Origin of the sequence: Frigoribacterium sp. CFBP 13729 (genome assembly GCF_014841875.1) — a bacterium.
Classification (GTDB): domain Bacteria; phylum Actinomycetota; class Actinomycetes; order Actinomycetales; family Microbacteriaceae; genus Frigoribacterium.
This window is the reverse complement of sequence record NZ_JACYUR010000003.1, coordinates 164,172-188,666: the sequence shown is the minus strand read 5'-3', so window position 1 is coordinate 188,666 and position 24,495 is coordinate 164,172. Positions and strand designations below refer to the sequence as shown.

Genomic DNA, 24,495 nt, shown 5'->3' with positions numbered 1-24,495 from the left:
CGCATCGGGTCTCGCGCTGGAGGGGCTGCGTCGTGATCGGACGGGTGCCTGGTGGCGGGGCATGGAGGTGGAGCTGGGACGGGACGCCGCAGGGACGGTGACCGTTTCCGGCTACGGCTCGGACGCTCTCCGGCGACGGGCCGGTGTCGTGACTCGCGATGAACGGAGCTCGTGGTTCGTCGAGCCGCTCGACGATCCGTCAGAGCTCGTGTCTTCCTGGACCACGACCGACACCGTCCTGGCCGGGACCACGCACGTCGCTGGTGGCTTCGTGCATCGAGGTGCTGAAGTGAGGAGGCTGCGGAGCTTCGAGCCGCACGGGAGCCGGACGGTCGGCGACGGCACCTCGATCGCGTTCGAGGGGGAATGCGGCGACGAGGTGGTCGTCGGGTCGGGCGATCGGCTGGGGTGGATGCAGAAGGGCGGCCTGCTCGACGGGCTGCCGGTCGTGGTCTGGGCCGAGCGGGACGGCAGATCGTGGGTCGTGGGCGACAGGGCTCCTCGAGATGCCCGGAGGGGCGCGAGGCGGATCGAGATCTCGACCGACTGCTGGCCCCGGCCGCTCCGAGGGTGGTGGTGCGATTCCGCTCGGGTCGAGGTCCTCTTCGCGTCGGAGCGCGCCTGGCAGGACCCCGTGCCGCCCTTCCTGCTGCAGGGCAGGTACGGTCGGGCTCTCGGACACGAACTGCACCTCACCGATCTTCCGCAGCGACCGGACACGGCGTTGCCCGTCGACGCGCCCTGGGGTCTGACCGACCTCACCACGCCTGTTCCCGTCCTGGACGAGCCGTACTCGTTCGTGACCCCCTCCGCAGGGACGGCGGTGCTCTCGGCCGAGCCCGAGACCCGATCGTGTCGAGTTCTGCGGACATCAGGGCTCTTGGCGGGACGGCCTGTCGTCCTCGACGCGCCGTGGGCATCGATGGCGTCTCGCCGGTCGACGGTCGTGAGAGGCGACGGGCCCGTACCCGGTGCCTGGACGACCGAGACAGGCCGGCTGATCGAGCCGGTGGCCGACGAGCGCGGGTGGACGGCTCAGGTGCTCGTCGACGACCTCGTCGACGTGCGCACCGAGGTGATCGGCTAGGGCCTCGGTCCCCCCTAGCGCGCGACGGGGGTGTTCGAGCCATGATGGTCTCGACGGGAAGGGGTGGTCACGTGGCTTCGTCTCGGGAGCGAGCACAGACGGCGGTCCCGGCCCCGTCCGGCGTCGCCGCCGTCGTGGACGGCGAGGTGGTGGCCAGGTCTCGTGGCACCTGGGTCGGGTCCGTCGTCGACGGCACCGTCACCATCCCGGACGAGCGGAGCGGCGTGGTCGTGGGCTTGCCCGTCGAGACGTCCACCATCACGTCGACGATGACGACCGCCTGGTCGTCCGGTCATCGAGTGGTGGTGCTGCAAGGGACCACCACCCGGTGGCTGCTGGCTGGACGTGTGAGTCGTGTAGGGGCTGTGCCGTTCGGCGTCGAGCGGGTCGAGGACGACGGGAGCTTCGAGCTGGCCGTCGACGATCTCGACCTGGTGGCCGGTTTGAGGTCCACCGTGGACACGCTCGTGCCCTCGGCCACGAACGCAGCTGAGATGGGAGCCTCGGCCTTCTCCGACGGCAGTGCCCGACGGCTGTCCTCCCTGGAGGCCGTCCCCTCGTCCGGTGACCAGATGCGCGGTGTCTTCCAGTCAGGGAGCGGCGAGCCCGTTGCGGTCGACGGGGCCGAGAGACGTCGCTGGCGGCACGGCACGGCACAGTTGGCGGGAGACGAGATCGAGGTGCTCGCCGTGACGGGGGACGAGTGCTGGGCCGCAGCGCGGACGTCAGGGCGTCTGGACGGACGGGCGCGCACTGTCGGCCCCCTGCTGCGCGGAGACGGACCGGCGTACGTGGGCTGGACCGCCACGGAGGCCGCCGTGGTCGGCGCCCGGACCGTGCCCGACGACGAGGTCGAGGACCGTGTGCGCGTCCGCAGCGCGGCCACCGTCGCGGGCATGTCGGTGGAGCTCGCCCGGCCATGGGACCCGTTCACGTCGCGCGACGTGCTCGAGGTGCGGGGGGCGGGGCCGTCCCCGAGGCCGTCTTGCTGTCCGACGGGTACCTCGTCGAGCCGGAGCCCGCAGGAGGCGCTGGTTGGGTCGCCCGTGTGCGGCAGGACCACCTCGAGGACGTCCGCACCGAAGCGATCGGCTAGGGGCCCGTGGCGCAGGACGACGGCCTCATCCGGGCGGGGGAGGCGCCCCCGCGGCCCGCGCCTCCTGTGCCATCCTGGTCCGGGCGACCGGTGGACCAGTGCCGTCGCCGCACGACCTCGGAGGGGCGCAGATGATCCTGCAGAAAGCCGTCACGCCGCAGCTGAGCGCGGCTTACCACGACCACGACCACGATCGGGTGGCCGGCTTCGTCGTGCCCTGGGGCGCCGTCGGCCACGCGCGCACGCCGCGTGAGCTGATCACGGCGCACGGCCTCGACTTCCCGGCGACGCCGTTCTCGCCCGACATGCCCCACATCGACGTGCTGCGGTTCGAGGGCACGGCGAACCTGCTCCTCGAGAAGGCCACGGGCGGTCCCGACCGCGCCACGCAGAACGTCACCGGCGGGCCGTTCCTCGACCGGCCGCCGTTCCGCGGGGACGGCTTCGTCGCCGACCCCGACCACGTCATCCCGCTCTCGTGGCTCCCGCACCGCCGCGTGCCGGCCGGCGCCGAGCTGCACCGCATCGCCGCCGACGGCACGAGCACCTACCTCGCGTACTTCCACTCCGCCGCCTGGGGCTGGATCTACGCGGACGACATCGAGGCGATGCGTGAGCGCCAGCCGCGCCTCGTCAGCCGCTTCGTCGGCGGCCTGGCCCGGATGGACGACGGCGAGGTCCGCATCGCCGACCTGATCGACGGCGGCACGCGGGTGATCGCCGTGCGCCAGGACGAGCAGGCCGAGGCCGACGGCTGGACGCCGACCACCCCGATGGTCTGGTCGCGCACCATCGACGTCGCCGACGCGCAGGAGTACTTCGAGCTCGACATCCGCACCCGCTGGAACGGCCTCGGCTACCGCGTCACCGACCAGTACCCGACCGCCACGGGCCTGCAGCTCAGCGGCACGTACACCGACCACGACGCCGACCTCGCGGAGGGGCTGCAGCTGGTCAAGATCGACGCCGCGGTCTACGAGGGCGAGCTGCCGGGCCACCTGCTCGAGGAGGCGACCGTCCGTCAGACGCAGCTGCCGGAGTGGCCTGCCCTCCCGACGACCTGACCGCCCCGACCCTCACGGCGCACCGACGCGTTCGTCGGTCGGTCAGGCCCGACGGGGTCGACCGGCGTCAGGCGCGACGGGTCGGGCGCACCGACACCACCTCGGCCGTCGCGCCGTGGGGCAGGTCCACGACGAGGCGGACGGCGTCGGCCACCGACTGCGGCTCGAGGTAGAGCGACACGTCGTAGAGGCCTCCCTCGCTCTCGACCAGCTCGTGCTGCATGTCGGTGTCGACGCGGCCGGGATGGACCGAGCTGACGCGGACGCCGTGCCGACGCTCCTCCTCGCGCAGCGAGTCGGTGAGGGCCCGCAACGCGAACTTGCTCGCCGCGTAGGTGCTGCCGCCGGGACCGGCGGCGAAGCCCGATCCGCTGTTGATCGCGACGACCGTGCCCTGGGCCGCGCGCAGCGCCGGCAGCAGCTGCCGGGTCAGCTCGGAGACGGCGAAGACGTTGACCTCGAAGACGCGGCGCCAGTCGTCGCGGCTCGTGCCCTCGACGGTCCCGCCGCCGATCACCCCCGCGGCGTGCACGACGACGTCGAGGCGGTCGAGCGCGGGTGCCTCGAAGGGCGACCCCGCGAGGTCCGCGACCCAGGGCGTGGCCGAGGGGAGCGAGTCGGCGAGGGCGACCAGCGCCTCCTCGTCCCGGCCGTGCACGACGACGTGGTGCGTTCGCGACAGGTCGCGGGCGACGGCGAGGCCGATGCCGCGGGTGGCTCCGGTGACGAGGGCGGTGGGGCGGGACGCGTCGGTGCTCATCGCCCCAGTCTGACGCGTCGCGGCGTCAGTCGCGGATGATCGGCAGCGGCCCCGTGAGCTGCGGCAGCTCGCGGTCGCTGAGCAGCCAGCGCTCGCCGGAGGCGGTCACCAGGAACGCGAGGGGCCCCGGTCGGCAGACCACGAGCGCCCCGCCGGACTGCTGCTGCAGCACCTGGTCGAGGGCGCCGCCGAGGTCGCGGTCGTCCTCCGAGCCACCGGCCGAGAGCACGGCGCAGCGCCCGTCGGCACCCATCGCCGAGAGCAGCCGGCGCACGCCCTCGGGGTCGCGCAGCTCGGGTGCCATGGGGTGCACGACGCCCATGTCGACCCACTCGACCGACTCGAGCAGGGCGTCGAGGCGCTCGCGGGGGGTGTCGACGCCCTCGGCGGCCTCGTGGGCCAGGCTCTGGACGGTGTCGCGGGCGTCGGGCGCGGCGAAGGCCTCGAGTGCCGCGATCACGGGTGCGGGCAGCTGCGGCACGGAGATCTCCTTCGGGGTCTGGATCTCCCATCCTCCCACCTGGTGCGGACGGGCGGGTCCTCCGCGCGGTCGAGGCGCCGACGGGGGCCGCGACTGCGAGGATGGGGCGGTGACCACCGCCTCCTCGTCCACCGCCTCCTCGACGCCCCCGCCCCTCGGCCTCCTCCTCGACGTCGACGGGCCGATCGCCAGCCCGGTCAGCCGCAGCATCGCCCTGCCGCAGATCACGCGAGACCTCGTCGCGCTCGCCGCGGCGGGCATCCCGGTCGTCTTCAACACCGGCCGGTCGGACGCGTTCATCCGCGACGAGGTCGTCGGCCCGATGATCGCGGCGGGCCTGCCCGCCGGGGCGAGGGTGCACGGCATCTGCGAGAAGGGCGCGTCGTGGTTCTCGATCGGGCCCGAGCACGGCCCCGGCGGCATGAGCGAGGTGCAGGTCGACTCCGCCCTGGCGATGCCCGCCGACTTCGCCGCCGAGATGGACGAGCTCGTCACGGCCGAGTTCGCCGACCTGGTCTTCTTCGACCACACCAAGCGCGCCATGGTCTCGATCGAGCAGCTCACGACGGTCGAGTCGGCCACCTACCTGGCCCGCCAGCGCGAGTTCGACGAGAAGGCGATGGAGGCGCTGGTCCGGCGAGGCGCGGGGGTCCGACGACTCGACGACGAGCGTCGCGACGCCCGCGGCGAGGTGCAGTGGCGCGTCGACCCGACCATCATCTCCACGGACATCGAGTCGGTCCGCCTCGGCAAGGACCTCGGCGCCGAGCGCGCCCTCGAGCTGCTCGCCGAGGACGGCGAGCTGCCCCTCGCGTGGCGCACCGTCGGCGACTCGCGCAGCGACTACGCCATGGCCGACTGGCTGCACGAGAACGGCCACGACGTCGCGCACGTCGACGTCCGGCCCGCCGACGGCGTGCCGGCCACCGAGTACCCGGTGCTCACGAGCGCGACGGGGCTGATCCACGACGAGGCCGGGGCGGAGTTCCTGGCGCGCTGGGTCCGCGACGTCGGCGCCTGAGCCGGCCCGCCTCCCTCGGGACGTGCACCCTCTGCACGGAACCCGCCTGCGGGACGTGCATCCTCTGCACGGTTCCGCGTCTCCGGGCGGGCCGCTCGACGGGTGAGAGCGGGCACCCCGGGTGAGTCTGTCCCTCGCCCGGGTGACACGACGGGCGATACCGCCGGGTATGAGGCCAGCAACGGCGCGGGTCCCGGAGGGCGTGTGCCCCACAGGAGGGGTACGACCCCCCGAACGGGTGACAACCCCGTTCCAGACCAGCCTGTACTGTTCTGATCAGTCGCCGCGAGGTCCCCCGAAAGGCCCACACGACGACCGCTCCATCAGCACCACCGCCGCCCGGCGACCCACCGGGCGCACCCGACAGGCACGTCCGAGAGGACGAGCCGCGGAGGCACCCTCCTCCGCTCACCGCCGTCGCCGGCTCACACCCAGGCCGTCGACTGCACGCACCCGTCGCCACAGCTGCCGACGCCCTCCCCGGACGTCTGCAGGCGACAACGGCTCCTCTCTGCCGTCCGGGATCTCCGCAGTCCCGAACCAGGAGAGAAGTACTCGCATGTCCCGAACCATGCGCGACGCTCCGCTGTCCCCGGAAACGGGGTCGGCCACCACGTCGTCCACCGCCGACCGCCTCGCGGCCGGCACCACCGCAACCACACCCGGCACCACCGCACCCGGCACCACCAGCACCGGCACCCTCGTCCTCGACGAGCGTCCCGACACCGCGACGACCGTCGACCAGAGGCACCTAGCACCCTCCGGACCCGTCGGCCAGCGTCGCGAGCCGGTGCCCGCTCCTCGGCCGCGGGCCGACCACGTCAGCGTGGCGGCCCGCCCCGAGGGCGGCAGGGCGCACAGCCCGGTGATGGTGCTGCTCGTGCTGATCGCGACGCTCGGCATCCTGCTCTACGCGCAGTTCCTGCTGAACCCGAGCAACCGCGGCGACATCCTGCCCTACGCGATGATCATCGTCGCCGAGGCGATCCTCGTCGTGCAGACGCTCTTCGCCATGTGGACGATCCTCTCGGGCGGCCAGGACCCCCGCGACTTCGACTTCCACGCGACGCAGGACACCCTGTACGACGAGGACGAGATCGACCGCCTGGGCCTCCGCGGCACGCCGCACCTCTGGCCGATGCGCATCGCCGGCGAGAAGATCGTCGCCGACGTGTTCATCACGGTCTACGGCGAGGAGCTCGCCAAGATCGCGACGACCGTCCAGGCCGCGCTGGCCCTCAAGGGCGAGCACCGCACCTGGGTGCTCGACGACGGCCGCAGCGACGAGGTCCGCGACCTCGCCGCGCAGCTCGGCGCGCGCTACATCCGCCGCCTCAGCAGCAACGGCGCGAAGGCCGGCAACGTGAACCACGCGCTGGCCATCGCGAAGGGCGACTACTTCGCCATCTTCGACGCCGACTTCGTGCCGAAGACGGACTTCCTGTTCGAGACGGTGCCGTTCTTCGTCGACGAGAAGGTCGCCTTCGTGCAGACCCCTCAGACCTACGGCAACCTGACGAGCCTCGTCAGCCGCGGCGCGGGCTACATGCAGACCGTCTTCTACCGCTTCATCCAGCCGGGCCGCAACCGCTTCAACGCGGCCTTCTGCGTCGGCACGAACGTCATCTTCCGCCGCAGCGCGATCGACGAGATCGGCGGCATCGACACCGACTCGAAGTCGGAGGACGTCTGGACGAGCCTGCACCTGCACGAGGCCGGCTGGAAGTCGATCTACATCCCCATGACGCTCGCCGTCGGCGACGCCCCCGAGACCATCGAGGCGTACAGCAAGCAGCAGCTGCGCTGGGCGACCGGCGGGTTCGAGATCCTGTTCCGCCACAACCCGCTCAGCCCGCGCCGCACCCTGACGATGGACCAGCGCCTCCAGTACTTCGTCACCGCGACGAACTACCTGACCGGCATCGCCCCGCTGCTGCTGCTCATGGTGCCGCCGATGGAGATCTTCTTCGACCTCCGCCCGATGAACCTGCACATCTCGGTGCTGCAGTGGTTCCTCTTCTACGCCGGCTTCTACCTGATGCAGATCGTGCTGGCGTTCTACACGCTCGGCTCGTTCCGCTGGGAGGTGCTGATGCTCGCCACCGTGTCGTTCCCGATCTACGTCAAGGCCCTGTGGAACGTCATCAGCGGCAAGGACGAGGCGTGGAGCGTCACCGGCCGGAAGGGCAAGGTGTCGTCGCCGTTCAACTTCATCATCCCGCAGGTGCTGTTCTGGCTGTTCCTCACGCTGACCTCGTGCGTCGCGCTCGTCCGTGACGCCGACAACGGCGTGCTGACGCTGGCGACCGTGTGGAACCTGCTCAACACCTTCATCCTGTCTGCGTTCCTCGTCGCCGCCTGGCGCGAGGGCCGCACGCTCAAGCGCTTCGCGAAGGCCGAGCAGCGCGGCGAGGTGACCGACGCCCCCGTGGTGCTCACCGCGCCTCCCGGCTCGGCGCCCGCGTCGCGTCGCACGCAGGTCTCGCGGCCCGCACCGCGCACCGGCGAGGAGATCCTCGCCCTGCAGCAGGCCGACGAGGCCGAGCAGGCAGCGGCGAAGGAGGCGGACCTCGCGACCGCGCACCGCCTCGCCGACCGCACGCCCTCCGACGACCCGGAGCAGACGGCTCGCGACCAGGCCCGCCAGGCCGAGCTCGCGGCGTCCCGCGCCTTCGCCCACGCCCACGAGAGGGAGGCGCTGGCGCACGCCGCCGAGCACGACCCCGACTCTCTCGTCGGCGCAGCACGCCGGGCCGACCGGCCCAGCGGCCGCCGCGCCTCCGACGCCGCCCCCGACCACGGCGCCGCCCCCGACAACGGCGCCAGCGCCGACGACTCCGGCGCCCGCGCCGACCAGCAGGAGAGGGTCACGTCATGACCTGGATGAACCGCCTCAAGATGACCGCCGGCATGCTCGTCGTGCTCGTGCTGGTCGCCGCCTTCACGATGATCTTCACGCAGCGCCAGCAGCAGGTGAACAGCACGAGCGCCGAGATCGCCGCCCAGGAGTACTCGGTCGGCACCGACTACAGCGGCACCATCACCCGTTCGTACGTCGAGAACGGCGACGAGGTGAAGGAGGGCGACACGCTCTTCGAGGTGCAGAGCCTCTCGCTGCTGCAGGACATCTCGCGCGGCCTGGTGACCTACGACACCGCGACCTACTCGGTGGCCCCCGACGGCACCCTCACCCTGAAGGCCGCCGTCGACGGCACCGTCGCCGACGTGCTGCTCAAGGAGGGCAGCTTCGTCCAGGCCGGCGGCTCGCTCGGCACCATCGACAAGGAGGACACCCTCTTCGTCGCCGCCGACTTCGTGCTGACGCCGCGTGACTACGAGCGGATCGAGTCCGGCGCCGAGGTCGACCTCATGCTGCCGAACCAGACCACCATCACGGGCAAGGTCGGCGTCGTGAACGTCGAGACCAAGGACGGCGACGCCGAGACGACGCTGCAGGTCTCGAGCGACCAGCTCGTCGAGGGCGCCTACAACGGGCTCGTCACGCCGGGCACGCCCGTCGAGGCGAAGCTGCACCTCCGGGACGACGGGGTGCTCGCCGGCCCCGTCGACTCCCTCACCGACTTCCTGCGTCAGATCGGGGTCTGATCATCGCTGACGCAGGAGAAGAGACGACGGGTCGTCGTCGTGGGCTGGGTCGTTCGGGACCCTCGACCGACGCCGCGACCACCCGTCACGCCGAGGAGGCGCGGGTCGACACCCGACGCGCGCCGCGCCTCCTCGGCACCCCCCGCCCCGCAGGGAACGGCCCCGCAGGCCGCCGCCTCGCAGGCCGCAGCCCGGCCGGTCGCAGCCCGGCCGGTCGCCTCGTCGCGGCCCTGGCGCTCGTGACCGCCGGCGGCCTCGTGCTCGCCGGCTGCACGAGCGACGACGGCTCGGCCGGCCCCGACGGCGGCAGCACCGAGGGCCGCACCACCGCGGCCGGCGACGTGCTGCCCGCCTCGCAGGTCGACCCGCTCGTGGCCGCCCTGCCCGAGGAGTCGGTCGCCGACGTCCCGACCATGCGGCTCGCCGACGGCGTCCTGCCGCCGACCAACCGCTGGTTCTCGGGACTGGTCTTCGGCGACGAGCCGATGCCGGTCTTCCCGTTCCCGATCTCGTTCCAGCTGACCGACGACGGCTTCGCCGCCGGCCAGCCCGCCCCGGTGCCGTCCGCCACCGCGATCGTCGGCCCCGCCCTGACCGACGTCTCGGTCGACCTCGGCTCGTCCGACTTCGTCGTGAGCGGCTACGACGACGTGTCGGTCACCCTGGAGCACCGCGACGGCGACACCGTGCTCGGCCACACGACGATCGCCGAGGGCTCGCCCACGGTGTCGTACACCGCGGCGACGGCGCAGACCGACGCGCTCTCCGTGCTCGGCGACGGCACCTTCGAGGCGGCCGGCGACGGCCGCGCGACGGTCGAGGTCGGCGACTCCACCTGGGGGGTCGTCGTCACCGGCGGCACCCTCGACGCCGACGCCTCCTCCGTCTCGCTGGACGAGGGGGGCTCGGTCGTGCTCGTCTCGGTCCCGGCCGGCGCCTCCTCCGACCAGACCACGCAGGTGCTCGACGCGGCGGCCTCGCCGCTGACCGGCGTCACCACCTCGTACGGCACGAGCGGCAGCGGCGACCAGCAGCAGCAGACCACCGAGCTCGGCTACGTGACGGCGGCGGGCGGCGACGCCCTCGTCGTCGCGGCGCCGCACCAGGGCGACTCCGGCCCGGCGGCCGGCGGCACCGACACCGGCCTCACGTACCCGACCGTCTACGGGACGGTGCCCCTCTCGATCGGCACCGGCCTGTCGTTCGGGGCGCCCACCACGACGGCCTCGGCGGCGCTCGACCTGAGCGGGCTGAGCGACGCCGAGCGCGCCTCCGTGCGCGACCAGCTCGAGATCGACGTCAGCCTGACGCCGACCTTCGCGGCCGACACGTACTACGGCGGCAAGGCGCTCTACCGGGCGTCGATGCTCTACCAGCTCGCCGTGCAGCTCGACGACCAGGAGGTGGCGGCCGACCTCAAGAAGCGCATCGTCGACCAGCTCGACCTCTGGACCGAGCCCGACGGCTGCGAGTCGCGCGACCAGGAGTGCTTCGTCTACGACCCCGCGGTGAAGGGCGTCGTCGGCAAGGCGGCGTCGTTCGGCTCGGACGAGTTCAACGACCACTACTTCCACTACGGCTACTTCCTCTACGCGGCCGGCGTCATGGCCGCGGACGACCCCTCGCTGGCCCAGGGCTGGCAGCCGGTGATGGACCTCCTCGCCGCCGACATCGCGTCGGGCTCGCAGAACGGCTCGTTCCCCGACCGCCGCGCGTTCGACCCGTTCTGGTCGCACAGCTGGGCCAGCGGCTACTCGCCGTTCGCCGACGGCAACAACCAGGAGTCGTCGTCGGAGGCGGTGGGCGCCTACGCGGGCCTGTCGCTCTGGGCATCGGCCACCGGCGACGAGGCCCTCGGCGGCGAGGCGAGCTGGATGCTCAGCGCCGAGTCGCAGGCGGCCCTCGCCTACTTCGTGGCGCCCGACCTCAGCGACCCCGTGTTCCAGGGCGCGGCCGGCACGACGACCTTCGACCACACGGTCGTGTCGCTCAACTGGGGCGGCAAGCGGGACTGGGCGACCTGGTTCTCGGCCGAGCCGTCGGCCATCGCGGGCATCCAGCTGATCCCGCTGAGCCCGACGTCGGTCGACTACCTGACCGCCGAGGCCGCAGGAGGCGCGGAGCAGGTCGACGCGTTCGTCGCGGAGGCAGCCCCGGACGGCTTCGACGGGCCGCTCGCCGACTACGTCCTGATGTACTCGGCCCTGGCCGGGAAGGACGCGGCCGCGTCGGCGCTCACGACGCTCGCCGCGCTGCCCGCGACGGGGATCGACGACGGCAACTCGCGGTCGTACGCCATGGCCTGGATCCTGGCGGCGCAGGCGCGCGGCTAGCTGCGCGCGGCTGCGGCTGCGGGTGCGCCCGCGGGTGTGGCTGTGGCTGCGGCTGCGCCCGCCTCGAACCGCGTTCCGCACCATGAACCGCGTTTTCTCGCGGTTCATGGTGCGGAACGCGGTTCCCTTGCGTCCGGAACGGCGTCAGCCGACGACGCGCGTGTCGTCGACGAGCTGCGTGACGACGCCGTCGTCGCCGACCGCGACGAGGGTGCCGCCCCAGAACTGCAGGTCGCGCATGCCGTCGGCGTCGCCCTCGCCGGGCGTGAGCCGCCACAGCGCGCGGCCGTCGGCGAGGTCGTACGCCGCCACCGCGCCGGCGAGGACGCCGCCGTCCAGGCCCACGCGAGGCCCGGTCGTCACGGCGAGCACGGTGCGCGACATCGCGAGGGGCGCCGCGTCGACGGGCACCCGGATCCGGGTGCGCTCGGCTCCCGTGTCGGCGTCGAGCACGAGCAGGGCCTGTTCGCGGCCCGACGAGCCCGACGAGCCCGACGAGCCTGCTGAGCCGTCGTCCCCTCGGGAGGTGGCCGCCCGCGCGAGCACGTCCCCGCCGCGCTGCCCCGCCGCGGGCTCGAGCGCGAGGGGCGCCGGTGCGGGCACGCCGTCGGGATGGGGGTCGCCGCTGACCGTCCAGCGCTCGTCGCCGGTGTCCCGGTCGACGCAGGTCAGGGAGGCGCCCTCCGAGAAGAGGACGCAGTCGCCCGAGAGCACGGGGGCCTCGTCCCGCCCGGAGTCGCGCCGCCACGTCTCCCGCCCGTCGAGCCGGTGCGCGACCCGCTGGGGGGACGTCGTCGTCGTGCCGTCCGTCAACAGGTCGACGAACACGACGTCCCCGTCGACCGTGGTCGCCGAGTCGCTCCGCCAGGGCTCGCCCCACACGGCCGCCGCGCCCGTCTCCGGATCGACGAGCGACCCTGCGCCGTCGGCCACGACGAGCACCCCGCCCCCGACGAGGTCCGCGTGCCCGTCGACCCCGAGGGCGGTCTGCCAGACCGCGCGTCCCACGTCCTCCCGCGCCAGGACCGTCGTCAGCGTCCGGGCCGGTCCGTCGACGAAGCCCTGGCCGCGGTCGCCCCCGCCGCCGACCTGCGTCTGCGTGAGCACCCACCGGTCGTCGACCTCCACCACGACGAGCGGGCCCGCCGGCGACGTGTACCGCTCGAGCACGAGGCCCGTCGCGAGGTCGAGGCGCGCGACCGTCGAGCTCGCGGAGCCGAGTCCGGCCGTCCCGTTGGCGACGACGGCCGTCGACGCGTCGTCGTCGACCCAGGCGCCGAGCTGCCCGGGGGAGACGACGTCGCTCACGTCAGAGGTCGCCGTGCTCCACCGCACGTCTCCCGTGCGCGGGTCGACCCGGGCGAGGCGGTCGCCTCGGGCGGCGCGGTCGAAGCAGCCCGTCGTTGCCGTGCCGAGCTGCGTGGTCGTCAGGACGAGCACGTCGTCGCCCGCCCGGGCCAGCACGCGCAGGTCGAGGCAGCCGGGCTGCACGTCGGTCGCCCCGAGGTCTGCAGGGTCGATCCGCCAGCCCTCGGCCACCGGAGCGCTCCGCAGCTCGTCGACGACGACCCCGTCCGCCGGATCGCCCTCCGGGTACTCGGGCTGAGCGGCGAGCCCCCCGGCGACGACGAGGGCTGCCGCGACGAGGCCCGCCGCGGCGGCCGTGCCCGCCCGACGACCGGAGGAGGCGCGCTGCCAGCGAGCGCGCAGGCCGCCTCCTCGTCCGCCCGGCCGCGCAGCGCGGGCCCGGGCTTCGCCGTCCGCTCCGCGTTCGTCGTCCCGCGCGTCGCCCAAGGGGCGCGTGTCCTCGTGGTCCGTCACGGTGCTCGTCCCCTCTCGCGCGCCTCCGCCGATGGTACGGCCGCCGCTCCTCCTGCCCTTGCTGCCCCCTCCTGCCGATCACTCTCACAATTGAGAGTGATCCGCACCGTGCGGCCCTGCGGAGGCCGGAGCCGCGGTCGTCCGGCGACGGATCTCTCTCGGCTCGCCCGGAACCGCCCGCCCTTAAGCTGGTCCCGCCCGATCACCGCCACCCCAGCCCGAAGGACTCCCTCATCGAAGCCCTGGTCATCTCGATCCTCGCCGTCGCGGCGGTCGTCCTCATCGTGATGCAGGTCCTGTACCGCCGCCGGGTCATGCGCCGCCGTCAGGCCGCCGGCCAGGACCCGGTCGGCCGCGGCACCTACGTGATCTTCGCCGTGACCGCGGCCTTCTTCCTCTTCGCGGTCTTCGTCTTCCCGCTGCTCGTCCGCGGGAACTGACAGGCACGGCCCGCTGCTCGTCCGCGGGAACTGACGGGCGCGGTCCGCTGCTCGTCCGCGGGAACCGACCCGTGCCTGCGGCGACGCGTTCCGGACATGGTGACGCGCTGGATCGCGTCATCGTGTCCGGAACGGGCCAGCCCGGCACGTGACGCCGCGTCGAGGTGCTGCTGAGCCGCGACCACCCTCAGCCGGCGAGCTCGACGCCCGTCGTCAGCCCGTGCACGACCCCGTCGGGGTCGACGCGGACGAGCGTCGGCCCCCAGAAGGCCGACGTGAACGAGCCCGACGAGAGCTCGATCGTCCACAGGGTGCGGCCGTCCGACAGGTCGAACGCGATCAGGGTGGGGGTGTCGCGGCCGCTCGGGAAGAACGTCGCCGCGTAGCCGGTCGTCCGCGAGGTGGCGATGACGTAGGAGGCGACCGGCAGCTCCGTCACCCACCGCTCGTCGCCGGAGAGCGCGGCCAGGGCGTGCACCTCCTTGCCTCGGTCCAGACCGCTCGGGTCGCCCTGCTCGTCCGCGTCGACGACGGCCGCCAGCACGTCGTCGGTCGCCGTGCCGAAGTACGCCTGCACCTGCTCGGCCTCGCCGCTGCCAGGACCCCCGTCGCCGTCGTCGCCGCCGCGGCCCGGGGCCTGGAGCGTGCGGCTCCAGAGCTCGTCGCCGGTGCGGGGGTCGAGGCAGGTGACCTCGCCGCCGGGGACGGTGACCGAGATGCACGAGTCGGTCACGGACGGGTAGCTCGTCGACGGGAGGCGGGCCGACCAGCGGAGCGCGCCGTCGGAGTCGAGCGACACCATCGTCGGCTCGCCCCCGGCTCGCCCGCTGAGCACGACCCCGTCGAGCGACGCGGCCCACGACTCGACGTTGCGCAGGCCGCCCGGCAGCGGCTCGACCGCGCCGTCACGCGCGTCGACGACGAGGGGTTCGTCGCCCACGTCGATGACCAGCAGGTCGCCGACCAGGCGCACGCTGAGCCCGGCGCCGGCGCTCCCCGTCCAGGTCGGCGCCGACAGGTCGTCCGCCCGGTAGAGGCGGTAGAGCGAGCGGCCGCCCTGGGAGACGGCGGCCCCTCCGTCCGAGAAGCGCTCGACGGGCTGCTCGGAGACGACGACGGCCGTCGTGCTGAGGCCCTCCACCTGGAGGACGGTGCCGGTGCTGCTGCCGGTGCCGGTGCCGGTGCCGGTGCCGGTGGACGGGCCCGAGCCCTCGGGGTCGTAGCCGGGGTCGCTGCCGTCGTCGGCGCCGCCCGTGGCCGACCCGTCCGATCCGTCCGACTCGTCCACCTGGCCCGTCGCGCCGTCGTCCGGCGGTCCGCGCAGCACCTCCCGCACCTCCCCGGTCTCCGTGTCGATCCGGGCGAGGCCCGAGCCGACGATCGACTGCACCGCGACCAGGGCGTCCCCGGTCGCCGGGTCGACGCTCGCCTGGAGCCCGATCGCGTCGACGCCGACCGCCTCGGCGACGTCGGCGACCCAGAGCACCTCGCCCGTGCGCGCGTCGAGGCGGGCCAGCCTGCCGGGAGCGTCCTCGCAGCCGGAGTCGGGCACGTACCCCTGCGCCGACGTCGTGACGAGCACGTCGTCGTCGCCGAGCCGCGTGCTGCCGTCGAAGCCGACGCAGTCCGCCTCCGCGCCGGGCGCGAGGGCCGATCGCAGGTCGGTGCTCCACGCCGTCGTCGTCGGGGCCGTGCGGAGGTCGTCGACCTCGAGGGAGGCCCTGGCCACGGGGGCGTACTCGGGCCCCGCCGCGACGCCCCCGACCGCCACCAGGGCGGCGACGAGGGCGGTCGCGCCGAGCAGGACCGCCACCCGCCGCGTCGGGGTCAGCCGTCGCCAGCGAGCGGCCGCGGCACGCGCGACGCCGGTCAGGGCCGAGGAGGCGCGACCGGGAGGGCGGAGGGGGCCGGCCGTCGACACGGCCGGGTCCGGCGCTGCGGGGGCGAGGTCGCCCGCGTCGTCGACCTCAGCGGCGCGGGGCCCGCCGTCGCTCCGCGCCGACGCCCGCTCCCACACGGCCGACGCCCGGGCGGGAACCGCCGGGCGCCAGGCCTGATCGTCGTCGTCCCGCACGGCTCCATGCTAGGTCGGGACCGGGGCGACCGGGCCGGCCCGCGCCTCCGCCGCCGCCCCTTCGCGACCGACCGTCCAGTCACGCGGCGGTCGTGGTCGAGCCGACGACCGCCTCCTCGACGCCGCCTCGCGCGCGTGCACAGCCCGCAGTATGCTGGCGCGTCGCCCCCGGCCGGGGGCCGCGTCCGCCCACCGAGGAGCCACCCATGGCGACCACCCCGCCCCCGAGCGCCCGCCGCGGCCTGATGCGCACGAAGTCCGTCGAGTCGTCGATCCAGGACTCCCTCGAGGGCGAGAGCAAGCTGAAGCGCTCGCTGGGCGTCACCGACCTCACCCTGATGGGGATCGCCGTCGCCGTCGGCGCCGGCATCTTCTCGGTCGGCGCGAACGCCGCCGCGAACTTCGCCGGGCCCGGCGTCATCATCTCGTTCATCCTCGCGGCCGTCACCTGCGGCCTCGCCATCATGTGCTACGCCGAGTTCGCCTCGACCATCCCCGTGGCCGGCAGCGCGTACACCTTCACCTACGCGACGATGGGCGAGTTCCTCGCGTGGATCATCGGGTGGGACCTCATCCTCGAGACCCTCACGGGCGCGGCCGTCCTCGCGAAGTACTGGGGCATCTACCTCAGCACCGTGTTCGAGCAGTTCGGCGTGCCGCTGCCCGACACGATCGCGCTCGGGCCGGTCCAGCTGAGCTGGGGGCCGTTCCTCATCGTCGCCGTCTTCACGGTGCTGCTCGTGCTCGGCACCCAGCTGAGCTCGCGCGTCGGCAGCGTCTTCACGGTGATCAAGGTCGGCATCGTGCTGTTCGTGATCGTCGTCGGCTTCTTCTTCGTCAAGGCGTCGAACTACACGCCGTTCATCCCGGAGTCGCAGCCGCGCACCGGAGAGGGCTCGACCGACGCCTGGACGCAGTCGCTGTTCTCGTTCCTCAGCGGGGCCGCCCCGGCCCAGTACGGCGTCTTCGGCCTGCTGGCCGGCGCCTCCCTGGTCTTCTTCGCCTTCATCGGGTTCGACATCGTCGCCACCAGCGCGGAAGAGGTCAAGGACCCGCAGAAGACCATGCCCCGCGGCATCTTCCTCGGCCTCGGCATCGTCACGCTGCTCTACGTGCTCGTCGCCGTGGTGCTGACCGGGATGGTCTCGTACCGCGACCTCGCCTCGAGCGAGACGCCGAACCTGGCCACCGCGTTCGAGCTCGTCGGCGTCGACTGGGCCGCCAAGGTCATCGCCGTCGGGGCGCTCGTCGGCCTCACCACCGTGATCATGGTGCTGCTGCTCGGCCTCGCCCGCATCGTCTTCTCGATGAGCCGCGACGGGCTGCTGCCCCGCGGCCTCTCGAAGACCTCCGCCAAGCGCGGCACGCCCGTGCGCGTGCAGGTGCTCGCGGGCGTCGTCGTCGCGCTCATCGCCGGGCTCACCGACGTCGGCGTGCTCGAGGAGATGATCAACATCGGCACCCTGTCGGCGTTCGTCCTGGTGAGCATCGGCGTCATCGTGCTGCGCCGCACGCGCTCGGACCTGCCGCGCGCGTTCCGCGTGCCGCTCGTGCCGTTCCTGCCGATCCTCTCGGCGGTGCTCTGCATCTGGCTGATGCTCAACCTCACGACGCTGACCTGGGCGCGGTTCGCCGTGTGGCTCGTGATCGGCGTGGTCGTGTACTTCGCGTACGGACGGCGGCACTCGCGCGTCGGGCGCGAGCAGGCGGCCGAGCTGCAGGAGGCGCCCCGCCCGTAGGGCGTGCGGGCGTGCGAAGCGACGCGAAAGGGACGAGACGACGCGGGGGCCCTCGTCGTCTCGTCTCTCCCGCGTCGGCTCGCGCCCGGGGGCACCCGCGCGGGCGCTCCCGGGTCAGCTCAGCTGGTCGAGGGCGGCGACGATCTCGGCGACCTCCGTGCGGGTCGTGTAGTCGACGTGCACGTCGGCGAAGACGACCCGGCCGTCGCGGTCGACCACGAGCACGGTCGGGAACGGGATGTCGCCCGTCGCGTCGGCGTTGCTGTCGGCGACGTCGAAGCCGAGCTGGGTGTGGGCCGCGCGCGCGTCGGCGGTGGGCTCGGTCACGATGCCGAGCGCGCGGCTGAGGACGTTGCCCGGGTCGGACAGCACCGGGAACTCGAGCGAGCCGTTCGCCGTCGCGAGGTCGCTGCCCTCGGGGGTCTGGGGGCTGATGGCGACCAGGGCGACGCCGCGCTCGCGCAGGGTCGGGAGCAGCTCCTCCTGGTAGGTCTTCAGCGTCAGGTTGCAGTACGGGCACCAGGCGCCCCGGTAGAAGACGAGCACCGCCGCCGACTCGCCGATCGTCTCGGCGAGGGAGACCTCGCCGCCCGCCGGGGTGAGCAGCGTGGCGTCGACGACCTGGTCGCCGACGGCGATCGCGTCCTCGGGGACGCCGGCCTCGCGGAGGCCGCGCTGCTCGGCGTCGAAGACGGCGCTGAGCTCGGGGCCGATCTGGGCCGTGAAGCCCTCGTTGAACGTGCTGACCTGCGTGGCGATGTCGGTCGTCATGGCGTGCTCCTCGGTGAGGCCGCGCGTCGGGTGCGGGCCGGGTGCGTGCGACTGTAGGGGCACCTCCTCGGGGTCGTTCCCAGGTGCGTCACGGTTCGTCACGAACGCCGTCGCCGTCGCTGGGCGGCGAGGAGGCGCGTCAGCTCTGGCAGTGGGGGCACCAGTAGGTGTCGCGCAGCTCGAGCTCCGACTCGCCGAGCTCGCCCCGGACGATCTTCGTGCCGCAGCGGAGGCACGGCTTGCCTGCCCGCCCGTAGACCCAGTCGGTGGTGCCGCGCAGGTTGCCCGTGGTGGTGCGCTCGATCCTGTCCTTGTTCGCGACGATGAGCCGGTGCGCGAGGTCGATCATCTTCGGGCGGTTCTCGACCTCGCCGACCGGACGGGTCGGGAGCACCCCGCGCAGGAAGCAGACCTCGGCCCGGTAGACGTTGCCGAGGCCGGCGAGCACGCGCTGGTCGAGCAGGGCGAGCCCGACCTCGCGTGCGGGGGCGGCCTCGAGGTTGCGGAGGGCCAGCGCGGCGTCCCAGTCGGGGCCGAGCAGGTCGGGGCCGAGGTACGCCGTGACCGAGTCCTCCGGGTCGCGGGCGACGAGCTCGACGATGCCGAGGTCGAAGCCGACGGTGACCCACTCCTCCGTCTCGAGCACGACCCGGGCCTGGTACGCGGGCCGCCGCCACTTCGTGCCGTGCTTGTAGACGTGCCACGAGCCCTCCATCTTGAGGTGCGTGTGCAGCGTGTGGTCGCCGATGTGGTGCAGGAGGTGCTTGCCGCGGGCGATCACGTCGTCGACCACCTCGCCGCTGAGGTCGACCGTGGCGAACGCCGGGACGCGGAAGTCGGTCGCCGTCAGCACCTGGCCGTGGAGCACGGCGTCGAGGTTCTTGGCGGAGCGGTAGACGGTGTCTCCCTCGGGCACGGTGGGGGCTCCTCCTGGTCGGTGCGGTGCGGTGCGTGTGGGTGGGGGTGCACGTGCGGGCGTGGTGTTCGTGCGCTGATGCTGGTGCTGGTGCTGGTGCTGGTGCTGGTGGTAGTGGTCGTGCTGGTGGTGGCGCGGTGTGCCGCCGCCGCCGGGGGACGACTGGGGTGGTCGGCCCCGGCACGGCGACGGCCGGGCGCGGTCTACGACCGCAGCCGGATGCCGCTCGGGGTCGGGGCGAAGCCGGCGTCGCGCAGGGCGTCGCCGAGACGGGTGCCGAGGACGAACTCGCCGTCGACGCGCTCGACCGCGAGCTTGCCCAGCCTCGTCCGCACGACCGAGGCGAGCGAGCCCGCGGCCAGCGCCAGCTCGCGGTCGTCGGGCTCGCCGAACGTGAGCAGGGTCTTGCCGCCGCGCTCGACGTAGACGGTGAGGCGTCCGTCCACGAGCACGACGAGCGAGCCGGCTTTGCGTCCCGGACGGTGCCCGGTCTTCTTCGACGTGCCGGTGCCGGTGCCGGTGCCGGTGGTCGTGCCGGTGCCCGCGCCGGCGGTCGGCCGGTCCGGGGCAGTGCCTGCTCCGTCGGGACGGGTCAGCCCCGCCGCCGCGGCCACGGCACCGTCGGTGCCCTCGGCTGCGGCGGGCTGCCCTGGCCAGGGCAGGGCAGCTCCGTAGGGGTTCGCGGGGTCGGTCGCGGCCAGGGTCACGACCGGGATCTCGCGCCCGCGCCCGGCCGACGCGAGGGCGTCGTCGTCGCGACGGTCGGTCTCGTCGCGGACGAACGACCGCAGCCGGTCGACCGTCGGCCCGGTCGCGAACTGGGCGGCGCCCAGGCCCTCGACGAAGTAGCCACGGCGGGCCCGGCCCGTCTCCTCGAAGCTGCTCAGCACCTTGTAGACCGTCGAGAAGCCGCCCCGGACGCCCTCGTTCATGACGGCGCCGCGTGTCACGACACCGTGGCGCTCGAGCAGGATCTCGGCCTGCGCCGCAGCGCGCACGGTGGCGTCGGGCTCGGCCAGGGGCAGCAGCGACCAGCGGCCGCCGACCGTCGGCGGCCCGGCCTGACGCGGCATCGTCACACGACCTCGGCTGCGGTACGACGACCGCGACCGGGTCGGCGTGCGGGGACGGGACGCCTTGCCGCTCACCTGGGTGCGCAGCGGGGCGAACGTGTCGTTGGTGATCTGTCCGGCCCAGACGAGGTCCCAGATGGCGGTGACGAGCGCCGCGTCGTCGGTGCTGCCCACGGCGTCGGAGAGCTGCCGGAAGAAGTACGCCCCACCGCCGGCCAGCGCGCCGAGCACCTCGCGCTGCAGCTCGTCGGTGTCGGTGCCGAGCGGCTCGGGCAACGTCACCTGCGCACCGTCGGCGAGGTGCAGGCTGACCCAGCCGTCGTTCCCGGCCAGGCTGCCCGAGCCCGACCAGATGACCTCGCCGGTCGCCGTCAGCTCGTCGAGCATGCCGGGGCCGTAGTCGGTGACGCGCGAGGGCAGGATCAGCGTCTCCCACGCGGAGGCAGGCAACGCGACCCCGCTGAGCTGGTCGACGACCTGCACCACGCCGTCGAGCCCGCGCAGGCCCGACCCCTTGGTGCCGGTGGCGACGTGCTGCCAGGCCGGCAGGAACCGGCCGAGGGTGTCGGGCGCGACCGGCTCGACCTCGTGCCGCAGCGCGGCGAGCGACCTGCTGCGGAGCCGCTTGAGCACCTCGGAGTCGCACCACTCGCTGCCCTGCTGCTGCGGTCGGAACTCGCCCTCGACGACGCGCCGCTGCACCCCGAGCTTGCGCAGCGTGTCGAGGACGACGGCCGTGCCGAGCCCGAGCCGGTCGGCGACCATCTGCGGCGTGAACGGGGCGTGGGTGCGAGCGAAGCGACCGACGAGGTCGCCGAGCGGGTCGTCGACCGGCTCGACGAAGGCCGTCGGCACGCCGATCGGCAGGGCGACGCCGAGGGCGTCGCGCAGACGCGACGCGTCCTCGATGCCGGCCCAGCGCTCGGTGCCGCCGTGGGTGAAGCGCAGCACGCGGTTCGAGCGGACGAGGTCTGTCAGGGCCGCCTCGAGCTTGGTGCGCCCCTCGGCCGCCTCTGCAGACTCGGCAGCCACGGCGTCGCTCGCCGGGGCGCCCGCACCGGCGCCCTCTGCGCCCTCGGTCTCGGTCTCGCCCTCGACCGTGCTGGTCGCCGCGCTGCCGGCGGTCGTCGCCAGCCAGCTCCGGTCGACGATCTCGGAGGTGGTCAGCGGCCCGAGCAGGCGCAGCAGGTCGACGACGCCCTCGATGTCGCGGGCGCGGCGATCGGGAGCGAGGCGCTGCAGCTCGAGCTCGTGCTGGTCGATGACGTCGGCGTCGAGCAGCTCGCGGAGCTCTGCTCGGCCCAGCAGCTCCTGCAGCAGGGTCGAGTCGAGCGAGAGCGCGGCCGCACGGCGCTCGGCCAGCGGGGAGTCGCCCTCGTACATGAACGCGGCGACGTAGCCGAAGAGCAGCGACCGGGCGAACGGCGAGGGCACCTCGGTCTCGACCTCGACGACGCGCACGGCGCGGGTCTCCAGCTCGCGGGTGAGGCTCATCAGGGCCGGCAGGTCGTACACGTCTTGCAGGACCTCGCGCACGGCCTCGAGCACGATCGGGAACTGCGGGTACTTGCGCGCCACGTCGAGCAGCTGTGACGCCCGCTGGCGCTGCTGCCAGAGCGGTGAGCGACGGCCGGGGTTGTACCGGGGCAGCAACAGCGCGCGGGCCGCGCACTCGCGGAAGCGGGAGGAGAAGAGGGCGGAGCCGCCCACCTCCTCCGTCACGATCGCGTCGAGGTCGTCGCCCTCGAACCGGAAGAGCTCGGACCCGGGAGGTTCGGCGTCGGTGTCGGGGATGCGCACGACGATCCCGTCGTCGGCCGCCATCGCACCGCCGTCGACGCCGAGCTGGTCGCGGATGCGGGCCGAGATCGCGAGGGCCCACGGCGCGTGCACCTGCATGCCGTAGGGGGAGTGGAGGACGAGCCGCCAGTCGCCGAGCTCGTCGCGGAAGCGCTCGACGACGAGGGTCGTGTCGGACGGCACGTGCCCGGTCGCCTCGCGCTGCTCCGTGACGAAGGCCAACAGGTTGCGGGCCGCGCGCTCGTCGAGCCCGCCCTGCGTGACCCGCTGGGTGGCGTCGTCCGTCGACGAGCTGGCGAGCTCGCGGATGTAGCCCCCGATCGCGCGGCCCAGCTCGGCCGGACGGCCGATCCCGTCGCCCTTCCAGAACGGGACGCGACCCGGCTGCCCGTAGGCAGGGGAGACGAGCACGCGGTCGTGCGTGATGTCCTCGATGCGCCAGCTCGTCGCGCCGAGGGCGAAGACGTCGCCGACCCGGGACTCGTAGACCATCTCCTCGTCGAGCTCGCCGACGCGGGCGGCCTTCTCGCCGACCATGAAGACGCCGAACAGGCCGCGGTCGGGGATGGTGCCGCCGCTCGTGACCGCCAGCCGCTGGGCGCCGGGACGACCGGTGAGCGTGCCGTGCACGCGGTCCCAGACGATGCGGGGCCGCAGCTCGGCGAACTCGTCGGAGGGGTACTTGCCACTCAGCAGGTCGAGCGTCGCGTCGTAGGCCGAGCGCGGCAGAGTCGCGAACGGCGCGCTGCGGCGCACGGTCTCGAACCACTCGTCGGCGTCGATCTCGTCGAGGGCGACGGCCGCGACGGTCTGCTGGGCGAGCACGTCGAGGGGGTTCGTCGGCACGCGCAGCTCTTCGATCAGGCCCGCCACCATCCGCTCGGCGGCGACGGCCGAGTGGATCAGGTCGGCCCGGTGCTTCGGGAACATGACGCCGCGGCTGATCTCGCCGACCTGGTGCCCTGCCCGCCCGACGCGCTGCAGCCCGCTGGCGACCGACGGCGGCGACTCGACCTGGACGACGAGGTCGACCGCGCCCATGTCGATGCCGAGCTCGAGCGAGCTGGTCGCGACGACGCAGCGGAGGCGTCCGCTCTTCAGGTCGTCCTCGATGATCGCTCGTTGGTCTTTCGAGACGGAGCCGTGGTGCGCGCGCGCGAGCAGCGGCTCGCTGCCCTGGGTCTGCCCGCTGCCGCCGATCAGCTGGGCGGGGGCGCCGCCTCCCACCATGGGGTTGCGGGGCGGGTTCGCCGGTGCGGACGGCGCGAAGGGATCGACCACGGTGGACGAGTCCGAGGGGTCGGAGCTGCCGGAGGCGCCGGCCGCGACCTCGGGCACGGCACCGGCGGGCACCAGCTCGCCCCGCGCCTCGTCGGCAGCCTGCAGCGCGGCGGCCCGGGTCTCGACGTCGGCGCCGGTGCGCTCGAGGTAGATGTCGTTGAGGCGCGCGGTGAGCCGCTCGGCCAGCCGACGCGAGTTCGAGAAGACGATCGTCGAACGGTGGTCGAGGATCAGGTCGACGATGCCCTCTTCGACGTGGGGCCAGATCGAGCCCTGGGGGGCACTGCCCGCGGCGGAGCCCTCGAGCGGCGCGGCCGTGCCCAGCTCGGTCATGTCGTCGACGGGCACGACGACGCGCAGGTCGAAGGTCTTCTCCGAGCGCGGGTTCACGATCGTGACGGGCTTGCGGCCGGAGAGGAACCTTGCCACCTCGGTCGGCGGGCGCACCGTCGCGGACAGCCCGATGCGCTGCGCGGGCTTCTCGAGCAGCGCGTCGAGCCGCTCGAGCGACAGGGCGAGGTGCGCGCCGCGCTTCGTGGCGGCGACCGCGTGCACCTCGTCGACGATGACCGTGTGCACGCCCTTGAGGTTCTCGCGCGCCGCCGACGTGAGCATCAGGTAGAGCGACTCGGGAGTCGTGATGAGGATGTCGGGCGGGGTGCGCTGCAGGAGGCGGCGGTCGCCGGACGAGGTGTCGCCCGACCGCACCCCGACGGTGAGCTCGGGTGCGTCGATGCCGAGCCGGCGGGCCGTCTGGGTGATGCCGACGAGGGGCGAGCGCAGGTTGCGCTCGACGTCGACGCCGAGGGCCTTGAGCGGCGAGATGTAGAGGACCCGCGTGCGGTGTTCCTTCACCTCGGGGGGCGGCCCGCTCGCGAGCGTGTCGATCGACCAGAGGAACGACGCGAGGGTCTTGCCCGAGCCTGTCGGGGCGATGACGAGGGCGTCGTCGCCCTCGCTGATCGCCTGCCACGCCCCCAGCTGAGCGAGCGTGGGCGCAGCGAACGCGCCACGGAACCACTCGCGGGTCGCGGGGGAGAAGCGCTCGAGGATGTCGGTCATCGTGAGGACCATCCTGCTCCGGACCACCGACACTGTGCCGAGAGGGCGGCGCGACGACGGCTGCCCGGGC

16 protein-coding genes are annotated in these 24,495 nt (G+C 73.5%); 9 read left to right on the top strand and 7 right to left on the bottom strand.

What is annotated here, in order from left to right:
- The first annotated feature begins 148 nt into the window (after nucleotides 1–148).
- The 3 genes from IFT77_RS11290 to IFT77_RS11280 all read left to right on the top strand — a co-directional run bounded on the left by IFT77_RS11290 (nucleotide 149) and on the right by IFT77_RS11280 (nucleotide 3,247).
- The gene (locus IFT77_RS11290) at nucleotides 149–1,087 is read left to right on the top strand and encodes a hypothetical protein (RefSeq protein WP_192040636.1); all 939 of its coding nucleotides are present in this window, start codon (nucleotides 149–151) and stop codon (nucleotides 1,085–1,087) included.
- A 919-nt stretch (nucleotides 1,088–2,006) separates the two neighbouring features.
- Entirely contained in the window at nucleotides 2,007–2,183 is a 177-nt protein-coding gene (locus IFT77_RS11285) for a hypothetical protein (protein WP_192170027.1), read from the top strand.
- 131 nt (nucleotides 2,184–2,314) lie between these two features.
- Nucleotides 2,315–3,247, top strand: coding sequence for a hypothetical protein (locus IFT77_RS11280; RefSeq protein WP_192040637.1), 933 nt, complete (start codon nucleotides 2,315–2,317; stop codon nucleotides 3,245–3,247).
- A gap of 67 nt (nucleotides 3,248–3,314) precedes the next feature.
- On the opposite strand, the gene IFT77_RS11275 is transcribed toward IFT77_RS11280, so the two are convergent.
- Together IFT77_RS11275 and IFT77_RS11270 are read right to left on the bottom strand one after the other, a co-directional pair.
- On the bottom strand, nucleotides 3,315–4,007 hold the full coding sequence (locus IFT77_RS11275; RefSeq protein WP_192040638.1) for an SDR family oxidoreductase: 693 nt from the start codon (nucleotides 4,005–4,007) through the stop codon (nucleotides 3,315–3,317).
- 25 nt (nucleotides 4,008–4,032) lie between these two features.
- Nucleotides 4,033–4,488 (bottom strand): hypothetical protein, encoded by a 456-nt coding sequence (locus IFT77_RS11270; protein WP_192040639.1) that lies wholly within the window; start codon nucleotides 4,486–4,488, stop codon nucleotides 4,033–4,035.
- A 109-nt stretch (nucleotides 4,489–4,597) separates the two neighbouring features.
- Between IFT77_RS11270 and IFT77_RS11265 the strand changes: the two genes are divergently transcribed.
- From IFT77_RS11265 to IFT77_RS11250, 4 genes are all read left to right on the top strand, one after another.
- Nucleotides 4,598–5,509 (top strand): hypothetical protein, encoded by a 912-nt coding sequence (locus tag IFT77_RS11265; protein WP_192040640.1) that lies wholly within the window; start codon nucleotides 4,598–4,600, stop codon nucleotides 5,507–5,509.
- A gap of 559 nt (nucleotides 5,510–6,068) precedes the next feature.
- Nucleotides 6,069–8,387 (top strand): glycosyltransferase family 2 protein, encoded by a 2,319-nt coding sequence (locus tag IFT77_RS11260; protein ID WP_244638738.1) that lies wholly within the window; start codon nucleotides 6,069–6,071, stop codon nucleotides 8,385–8,387.
- Nucleotides 8,384–9,115: an HlyD family efflux transporter periplasmic adaptor subunit gene (locus IFT77_RS11255; protein ID WP_148050099.1), complete on the top strand. Its 732-nt coding sequence runs from the start codon at nucleotides 8,384–8,386 to the stop codon at nucleotides 9,113–9,115. Before IFT77_RS11260 ends, IFT77_RS11255 begins: the two co-directional genes overlap by 4 nt.
- Before the next feature lie 239 nt (nucleotides 9,116–9,354).
- The gene (locus tag IFT77_RS11250; RefSeq protein WP_192170026.1) at nucleotides 9,355–11,448 is read left to right on the top strand and encodes a glycosyl hydrolase; all 2,094 of its coding nucleotides are present in this window, start codon (nucleotides 9,355–9,357) and stop codon (nucleotides 11,446–11,448) included.
- A gap of 144 nt (nucleotides 11,449–11,592) precedes the next feature.
- On the opposite strand, the gene IFT77_RS11245 is transcribed toward IFT77_RS11250, so the two are convergent.
- A complete protein-coding gene (locus IFT77_RS11245; RefSeq protein WP_192170025.1) occupies nucleotides 11,593–13,269 on the bottom strand; it encodes a PQQ-binding-like beta-propeller repeat protein in 1,677 nt (558 codons plus the stop codon).
- A 284-nt stretch (nucleotides 13,270–13,553) separates the two neighbouring features.
- Here IFT77_RS11245 and IFT77_RS11240 point away from each other — a divergent pair, with 284 nt between their 5' ends.
- Complete coding sequence (locus IFT77_RS11240) at nucleotides 13,554–13,709, top strand: hypothetical protein (RefSeq protein ID WP_192040643.1); 156 nt, start codon at nucleotides 13,554–13,556, stop codon at nucleotides 13,707–13,709.
- A gap of 187 nt (nucleotides 13,710–13,896) precedes the next feature.
- Here IFT77_RS11240 and IFT77_RS11235 read toward each other — a convergent pair whose 3' ends face one another.
- Nucleotides 13,897–15,783: a PQQ-binding-like beta-propeller repeat protein gene (locus IFT77_RS11235; protein WP_192170024.1), complete on the bottom strand. Its 1,887-nt coding sequence runs from the start codon at nucleotides 15,781–15,783 to the stop codon at nucleotides 13,897–13,899.
- 206 nt (nucleotides 15,784–15,989) lie between these two features.
- Between IFT77_RS11235 and IFT77_RS11230 the strand changes: the two genes are divergently transcribed.
- Nucleotides 15,990–17,522 carry an APC family permease gene (locus IFT77_RS11230; RefSeq protein WP_192170023.1) on the top strand — a complete coding sequence of 511 codons (1,533 nt, stop codon included), beginning with the start codon at nucleotides 15,990–15,992 and terminating at the stop codon, nucleotides 17,520–17,522.
- A gap of 114 nt (nucleotides 17,523–17,636) precedes the next feature.
- Here IFT77_RS11230 and IFT77_RS11225 read toward each other — a convergent pair whose 3' ends face one another.
- The 3 genes from IFT77_RS11225 to IFT77_RS11215 all read right to left on the bottom strand — a co-directional run bounded on the left by IFT77_RS11225 (nucleotide 17,637) and on the right by IFT77_RS11215 (nucleotide 24,425).
- Nucleotides 17,637–18,293, bottom strand: coding sequence for a peroxiredoxin-like family protein (locus IFT77_RS11225; protein WP_192170022.1), 657 nt, complete (start codon nucleotides 18,291–18,293; stop codon nucleotides 17,637–17,639).
- Nucleotides 18,294–18,432: 139 nt separating this feature from the next.
- Entirely contained in the window at nucleotides 18,433–19,209 is a 777-nt protein-coding gene (locus IFT77_RS11220) for an Fpg/Nei family DNA glycosylase (protein WP_192170021.1), read from the bottom strand.
- Nucleotides 19,210–19,412: 203 nt separating this feature from the next.
- Entirely contained in the window at nucleotides 19,413–24,425 is a 5,013-nt protein-coding gene (locus tag IFT77_RS11215; protein WP_192170020.1) for a DEAD/DEAH box helicase, read from the bottom strand.
- Between the last annotated feature and the right edge of the window lie 70 nt (nucleotides 24,426–24,495).